General features: G+C 62.2%; 6 protein-coding genes. 4 read left to right on the top strand and 2 right to left on the bottom strand.

The genetic code is table 11. The features are described 5' to 3' along the window. Positions 1–121 precede the first annotated feature (121 nt). Complete coding sequence (locus ACF8FG_RS01760; RefSeq protein WP_014589980.1) at positions 122–913, bottom strand: dienelactone hydrolase family protein; 792 nt, start codon at positions 911–913, stop codon at positions 122–124. 129 nt (positions 914–1,042) lie between these two features. Here ACF8FG_RS01760 and ACF8FG_RS01755 point away from each other — a divergent pair, with 129 nt between their 5' ends. The 4 genes from ACF8FG_RS01755 (at position 1,043) to ACF8FG_RS01740 (ending at position 5,537) form a co-directional block, all read left to right on the top strand. Next, on the top strand, positions 1,043–1,648 hold the full coding sequence (locus tag ACF8FG_RS01755; RefSeq protein ID WP_010952338.1) for an outer membrane beta-barrel protein: 606 nt from the start codon (positions 1,043–1,045) through the stop codon (positions 1,646–1,648). Between the two features lie 194 nt (positions 1,649–1,842). Further along, positions 1,843–2,520, top strand: a complete 678-nt coding sequence (locus ACF8FG_RS01750; RefSeq protein WP_004576835.1) for a response regulator — start codon at positions 1,843–1,845, stop codon at positions 2,518–2,520. After that, positions 2,517–3,863 (top strand): ATP-binding protein, encoded by a 1,347-nt coding sequence (locus tag ACF8FG_RS01745; protein ID WP_014589982.1) that lies wholly within the window; start codon positions 2,517–2,519, stop codon positions 3,861–3,863. Before ACF8FG_RS01750 ends, ACF8FG_RS01745 begins: the two co-directional genes overlap by 4 nt. Positions 3,864–4,214: 351 nt before the next feature. Next, the gene (locus tag ACF8FG_RS01740; RefSeq protein WP_010952341.1) at positions 4,215–5,537 is read left to right on the top strand and encodes a dicarboxylate/amino acid:cation symporter; all 1,323 of its coding nucleotides are present in this window, start codon (positions 4,215–4,217) and stop codon (positions 5,535–5,537) included. A 130-nt stretch (positions 5,538–5,667) separates the two neighbouring features. On the opposite strand, the gene tsaA is transcribed toward ACF8FG_RS01740, so the two are convergent. Beyond that, entirely contained in the window at positions 5,668–6,360 is a 693-nt protein-coding gene (tsaA, locus tag ACF8FG_RS01735; protein WP_014589983.1) for a tRNA (N6-threonylcarbamoyladenosine(37)-N6)-methyltransferase TrmO, read from the bottom strand. Positions 6,361–6,362 lie beyond the last annotated feature (2 nt).

Below are 6,362 nucleotides of genomic sequence, written 5' to 3'. Positions count from 1 at the left end.
CAGGGTGGACTGCCCCCAAGAAGTTGGATACCAATCCAACTTCTGGGGGGCAGTCCAGGGATCGCGCCAGCTTTTAGAAATTGAGCAAGACAGTTGCTCCCACAACGATTTGCGCAATCTTTTAATTGAACATCTTCTTGAAGAACGCCTGCATATCCGCCCAGGAACGCTCGTCCGCTGCCTTGTTATAGCCAATGTCCGGCCCCCCATGTTCGCCATGGCTCAGCCGATTGGCATCGGGGTTGGTGAACCCGTGCTTGGCCCCTTCAATACTGACGAACTGGTAGTTGACCTTGGCCGCATCCATCTCGGCCTTGAAGGCCTCTACCTGCTGTGGGGTGACCATGCTGTCCGCCGCACCATGCTCGACCAGGATATCGGCCCGCACCACGCCAGGTTTTGCAGGGGTCTGGGTGGCCAGTGCGCCATGGAAGCTCACCACGCCATCGAGCTTTTCTCCCCGGCGTGCGGCATCGAGCACCACCTTGCCGCCAAAACAGTAGCCGACAGCGCCCAGTTGATGCTTGTTCACATTCGGCTGCTTTTTCAACAACTCCAGGCCCGCGTCGAAGCGCGCTGCTGCTGCGGCCGGGTCCTTCATCGCTGCGGCCATGAATGCCTGGGCATCCTGCGGATGCTCGGTGTGCTTGCCATCGCCGTACATGTCGATGGCCAGCGCTTTATAGCCCAGGGCGGCGAGATCTCTCGCACGACGTTTGGCATAGTCGTTCAGGCCCCACCATTCATGCACCACAACGATGCCTGGGCGTTTGCCGTCCAGCGCGTCATCGTAGGCGTAGTAGCCGACGAGGCGGTTGCCATCGTCGTCCTGATAAGGAATTTCACGGGTCACTACCGCCGCTTGGGCGAGGGCGGCGCTGCACATCAGGGTCAGGGCCAGCAGGGCTCGCATGTTCACAACTCCTTGTTTTGCTATCGGTTCGTTCAGCCGGGGTTCAGCCAGGGTTCAGTCGCGGTTCAGGGTGCCCTGATTACTCTAGCTTCCAGACCGAAACAGCGCACCCAACTGGAGTACCCAGCCATGAAAACCTTCAATACCCTGCTTGCCGCCATGGCCGTCTGTGCCGCTGGCATCACCACCGCCCAGGCCGCGGACGACAACTTCGCCAGCCTCACCTACGGCCAGACCAGCGACAAAGTTCGCAAGTCCGGCCTGCTGCAACGCAACACCGACCACCTCAACGCCGACGGTATCATCGGCAAGGACGATACCTGGGGTGTGCGTTTGGGCAAGATCAACGACCAGGGCCGCTACTACATGACCTATGACAACGTCTCTGGCGACCACAGTGGCCTGAAGTTGCGCCAGGAAAACCTGCTTGGCAGCTACGACTTGTTCCTGCCGGTGGGCGATACCACCAAGCTGTTCGGTGGTGGCAGCCTGGGTGTGACCAAGCTTACCCAGGACTCGCCAGGCGCCAGCCGGGACACTGACTACGGTTATGCCTACGGCTTGCAGGCCGGTGTGATCCAGGACATCACCGACAAGGCCTCGGTCGAACTGGGCTACCGTTACCTGCGCACCAATGCCGCGACCGAGGTGGGCGCGCACGGCGGGCCGAAGGATGGCACCCTGCGCCTGACCAGCAGCGCGCAGACCTACCTGGCAGCAAGTTACAAGTTCTGACGAACGAGCCGCGTTATCCTGTACCGGCCTTCGCGGGCACGCCCGCTCCCACGGGTACTGCACAAACCGCTGAAACTGTGCGGTACCTTTGGCTTCTGCAGGTGCTGCACAAGTTTCAGAGACTGTGCGATTGCTGTGGGAGCGGGCATGCCCGCGAATAGGCCGGTACAGGCAATACACATAAGGAGCTGCACATGAAACTGCTGGTGGTCGAGGACGAAGCCCTGCTTCGCCATCACCTCTACACCCGCCTGGGCGAAAGCGGCCATGTGGTCGAGGCGGTCGCTGATGCCGAAGAGGCGCTGTACCAGGCCGAGCAGTACCATTTCGACCTTGCCATCATCGACCTGGGCCTGCCCGGTATCAGCGGCCTGGAGCTGATCACGCGCCTGCGCAGCCAGGACAAGACCTTCCCCATTCTCATCCTCACAGCCCGTGGCAACTGGCAAGACAAGGTCGAGGGCCTGGCCGCCGGTGCCGACGACTATCTGGTCAAGCCGTTCCAGTTCGAGGAGCTTGAAGCACGGCTCAATGCCCTGTTACGCCGCTCCAGTGGTTTCATCCAGTCGACCATCACCGCTGGCCCCTTGGTGCTTGACCTCAACCGCAAGCAGGCCACCCTCGACGAACATGCCTTGGCCCTGACTGCCTATGAATACCGCATCCTCGAATACCTCATGCGCCATCACCAGCAGGTGGTGGCCAAGGATCGCCTGATGGAACAGTTGTACCCAGGTGACGAAGAGCGCGACCCCAATGTCATCGAAGTGCTGGTTGGCCGCCTACGCCGCAAGCTTGAAGGCGAGCGCGGCTTCAAACCCATCGACACGGTGCGCGGCCTGGGCTACCTGTTCACCGAGCGCTGCCGATGATCCGCTCGCTGCGGGTGCGCCTGATGCTGGCCGCCGCAGTGTTGGCGCTGCTGTTCATGCTGGCGCTGCTGCCGGCCTTGCAGAAGGCCTTCAGCCTGGCCCTGCAGGAATCGATCGAGCAGCGTCTGGCCTCGGATGTGACTACGTTGATTTCCGCTGCGCGTATCGAGCATGGCCAGCTGCAGATGCCGACACTGCTGCCGGACGAGCGTTACAACCTGCCCTACACAGGCCTGCTCGGCTATATCTTTGACCGCGACGGTAAACTGGTCTGGCAGTCGCGTGCCACCGCCGACCGGCACATCAACTACCAGCCGCGCTATGACGGGCGCGGCAACGAGTTCGACCGCATTCACCAGTCCGATGGCGAAGAGTTCTTCGTGTACGACGTCGAGATAAAGCTGCTGGGCGGGCAGAGCGCCGCCTACAGCATTGTCGCTCTACAGCCCGTGAGCGAGTACAAGGCCACCCTCAATGGCCTGCGCGAAAAGCTCTACCTGGGGTTCGGCGCTGCATTGCTGGCGCTCATGGTGTTGTTGTGGGCAGGCCTGACCTGGGGGCTGCGCTCGTTGCGACGCCTCAGCCACGAACTGGATGAAGTGGAATCCGGTGCACGTGACGGCCTGAGCGGCGAGCACCCACGCGAGTTGCTGCGCCTGACCCGCTCGCTTAACCGTCTGTTGCGCAGTGAGCGTGAGCAGCGCACGCGCTACCGTGATTCGCTGGACGACCTGGCGCACAGCCTGAAGACGCCGCTGGCAGTGTTGCAGGGTGTGGGTGAAAGCTTGCAGCAGCGCAGCGGCGAGCGCGAGCAGGCGCGGGTGCTGCAAAGCCAGATCGAGCGCATGAGCCAGCAGATCGACTACCAGCTGCAACGCGCCAGTCTGCGCAAGAGTGGCCTGGTACGCCACAGCGTATTGCTGCGGCCGTTGCTCGACAGCCTGTGCAGCACCTTGGCCAAGGTTTACCGGGAAAAACGTGTGGACGTGGTGCTGGAGTTGCCGGACGCGGCGCAGATACCGATGGAGCAGGGCGCGTTGCTGGAAATGCTCGGCAACCTGCTGGAGAACGCCTACCGGCTGAGCCTGGGCCAAGTGCGGGTGAGCCTGGTGAAGGCGCCGGGGTATCTGACCTTGTGCATCGAGGACGACGGGCCGGGCGTGCCCGTCGACCAGCGTGAACGCATTCTGGAGCGTGGGGAGCGGCTGGACAGCCAGCACCCGGGGCAGGGCATCGGCTTGGCAGTGGTCAAGGATATCGTCGACAGCTATGACGCCGAGCTGAGCCTTGGCGATTCACCGCTGGGGGGCGCTGCGTTCAGGATCACCTTCCACCTGGATTGATTCCTAGCCTGTGCCAGCCCGTTCACAGTTCAATCCGCGAATGGGCCGGCACAGGCAATCCACAAAGGGCGGATTTCCGCCATTCCTCCTTGTACAAATTCCGCCATCGGGCGGAAATCCGCCAATCCGTCCCGGGAATATCGCCCTGTCGTTGGGCATTTACTCCTAGCAAATACGGGCTTTGCACCCTTCATGGGCATTTTGGCACCACCCTTGCTATTGATCCTCGCAGAGGCCTGCCCAGGCAGCTCGAACACAACGACAAATCCCTCCAAGTGCAGGAGGGTTAGCGATTCAGGTGCCCCCATCACCCTGGGAAGGGTGAACCGGCACACTTGAGGAAAATTAGCCATGACGACACGTCAGCCGCTGTACAAATCCCTGTATGTCCAGGTGTTGGTCGCCATCACCATCGGCATCCTGCTCGGCCACTACTACCCGGAAACGGGCGTTGCCCTCAAACCCCTGGGTGATGGCTTCGTCAAACTGATCAAGATGGTCATCGCCCCGATCATCTTCTGTACCGTGGTCAGCGGCATTGCCGGCATGCAGAGCATGAAGTCGGTCGGCAAAACCGGCGGCTACGCGTTGCTGTACTTTGAAATCGTCTCCACCATCGCCCTGATCATCGGCCTCGTCGTCGTCAACGTGGTCAAGCCAGGCGCTGGCATGCACATCGACGTCAGCACCCTGAACGCCAGCAGCGTGGCTGCCTACGCCGCCGCCGGCGCGCAGCAGACTACCGTCGGCTTCCTGCTTAACGTCATCCCCAATACGGTCGTCGGCGCCTTCGCCAACGGCGACATCCTGCAAGTGCTGATGTTCTCGGTGCTGTTCGGCTTCGCCCTGCACCGCCTGGGCAGCTACGGCAAGCCGGTACTGGACATGATCGACCGCTTCGCCCACGTCATGTTCAACATCATCAACATGATCATGAAGCTGGCCCCGATCGGCGCTTTCGGCGCCATGGCCTTCACCATTGGCCAGTACGGTGTTGGCTCGCTGGTGCAGCTGGGCTACCTGATGGCCTGCTTCTACATCACCTGCCTGCTGTTCGTGCTGGTGGTGCTGGGCGGTATCTGCCGCGCCCACGGCTTCAGCGTAATCAAGCTGATCCGCTACATCCGTGAAGAACTGCTGATCGTGCTGGGTACTTCGTCCTCGGAGTCGGCTCTGCCACGCATGCTGGCCAAGATGGAGCGCCTGGGTGCCAAGAAATCGGTAGTGGGCCTGGTTATCCCGACTGGCTACTCGTTCAACCTGGACGGTACCTCGATCTACCTGACCATGGCTGCGGTGTTCATCGCTCAGGCCACTGACACCACCATGGACATCACTCACCAGATCACCCTGCTGCTGGTGCTGCTGGTGGCTTCCAAGGGTGCTGCCGGCGTTACCGGTTCGGGCTTCATCGTGCTGGCCGCGACCCTGTCGGCTGTTGGCCACCTGCCGGTTGCCGGCCTGGCGCTGATCCTCGGCATCGACCGCTTCATGTCCGAAGCCCGCGCCCTGACCAACTTGGTAGGCAACGCCGTTGCCACCGTGGTAGTGGCCAAGTGGGTCAAGGAAATGGACAACGACAAGCTGGCTTCGGAACTGGACTCCGGTGGTGCGCCGCTGATCGATACCCGCCCGACGGACGACCTGGGCGTGGCTGAAGGCCCGGCTCGTTGATAGCTGGCTGAAATGAGAAAGGCGACCAAAAGGTCGCCTTTTTCGTGTCTGCGCGGTCCCTTGTGGGAGCGGCCTTGCGTCGCGAAAGGGCTGCGCAAGGCCGCTCCCACACAGGGCGATGCGGTGGCCCTCAGCCCAGTACCACCTCCAACACCCGGATGACGTCCGGCTGCGGGTAATGCCACCTTACTTGCACATCCCAGAACTTCACCCCGTACACCCGCTCGGCCGGTGGTATCTGGTAGGCCGGCCGTGGGTCCTGCGCCAGGCATTGCTCGATCAGCTCCACCAGCGGCTCGCTCAGGCGCAGCGCATGCTCGCGAGCCTGGAGCAGAGCGTTGTCCGTCCACTGTACGGCAATTGCCACCGGCGCTGCGTTGGCCATCTGGTTGCTGGCGCCAGCGATGCTGTCGGCGTAGGGCACATACGGCTTGATGTCCAGCACCGGCGTGCCGTCGAGCAGGTCGATCCCGGACAGCAGCAGGCGCCCGGGCTCCACGCCCTCCAGGCGTACCACCGACTGGCCGATGCCGTTGGGCCGGTGGGTGGCGCGGGTGGCGAACACCCCCATGCTCTTGTTGCCGCCCAGACGCGGAGGCCGCACTTTCAGGCGCGGCTTTTCTTCCAGGGCCTGGTGGAACAGGAACAGCAGCCACACATGGCTGACCTGTTCCAGGCCCTCGACCGCGTCACCTTGATCAAACGGCGGCAACAGTTCGAGTACGCCACGGGCGGCAGGCGCCAGTTGCGGCTGGCGCGGAATGGCGAACTTTTCCTTGAAACAGGAGTGGACGATGCCGACCGGGACAACCGTATGCTGCATGG

Origin of the sequence: Pseudomonas sp. YQ_6 (genome assembly GCF_043103245.1) — a bacterium.
Classification (GTDB): Bacteria; Pseudomonadota; Gammaproteobacteria; order Pseudomonadales; family Pseudomonadaceae; genus Aquipseudomonas; species Aquipseudomonas alloputida.
Note: the sequence above shows the minus strand (reverse complement) of the source record. Positions and strands in the feature narration are given on the sequence as shown.

What these genes read in the sequence shown, in the direction of transcription:
- ACF8FG_RS01760 (WP_014589980.1), bottom strand. Translation starts at nt 913, where the DNA reads ATGCGAGCCCTGCTGGCCCTGACCCTGATGTGCAGCGCCGCCCTCGCC.
- ACF8FG_RS01755 (WP_010952338.1), top strand. Translation starts at nt 1,043, where the DNA reads ATGAAAACCTTCAATACCCTGCTTGCCGCCATGGCCGTCTGTGCCGCT.
- ACF8FG_RS01750 (WP_004576835.1), top strand. Translation starts at nt 1,843, where the DNA reads ATGAAACTGCTGGTGGTCGAGGACGAAGCCCTGCTTCGCCATCACCTC.
- ACF8FG_RS01745 (WP_014589982.1), top strand. Translation starts at nt 2,517, where the DNA reads ATGATCCGCTCGCTGCGGGTGCGCCTGATGCTGGCCGCCGCAGTGTTG.
- ACF8FG_RS01740 (WP_010952341.1), top strand. Translation starts at nt 4,215, where the DNA reads ATGACGACACGTCAGCCGCTGTACAAATCCCTGTATGTCCAGGTGTTG.
- tsaA (WP_014589983.1), bottom strand. Translation starts at nt 6,360, where the DNA reads ATGCAGCATACGGTTGTCCCGGTCGGCATCGTCCACTCCTGTTTCAAG.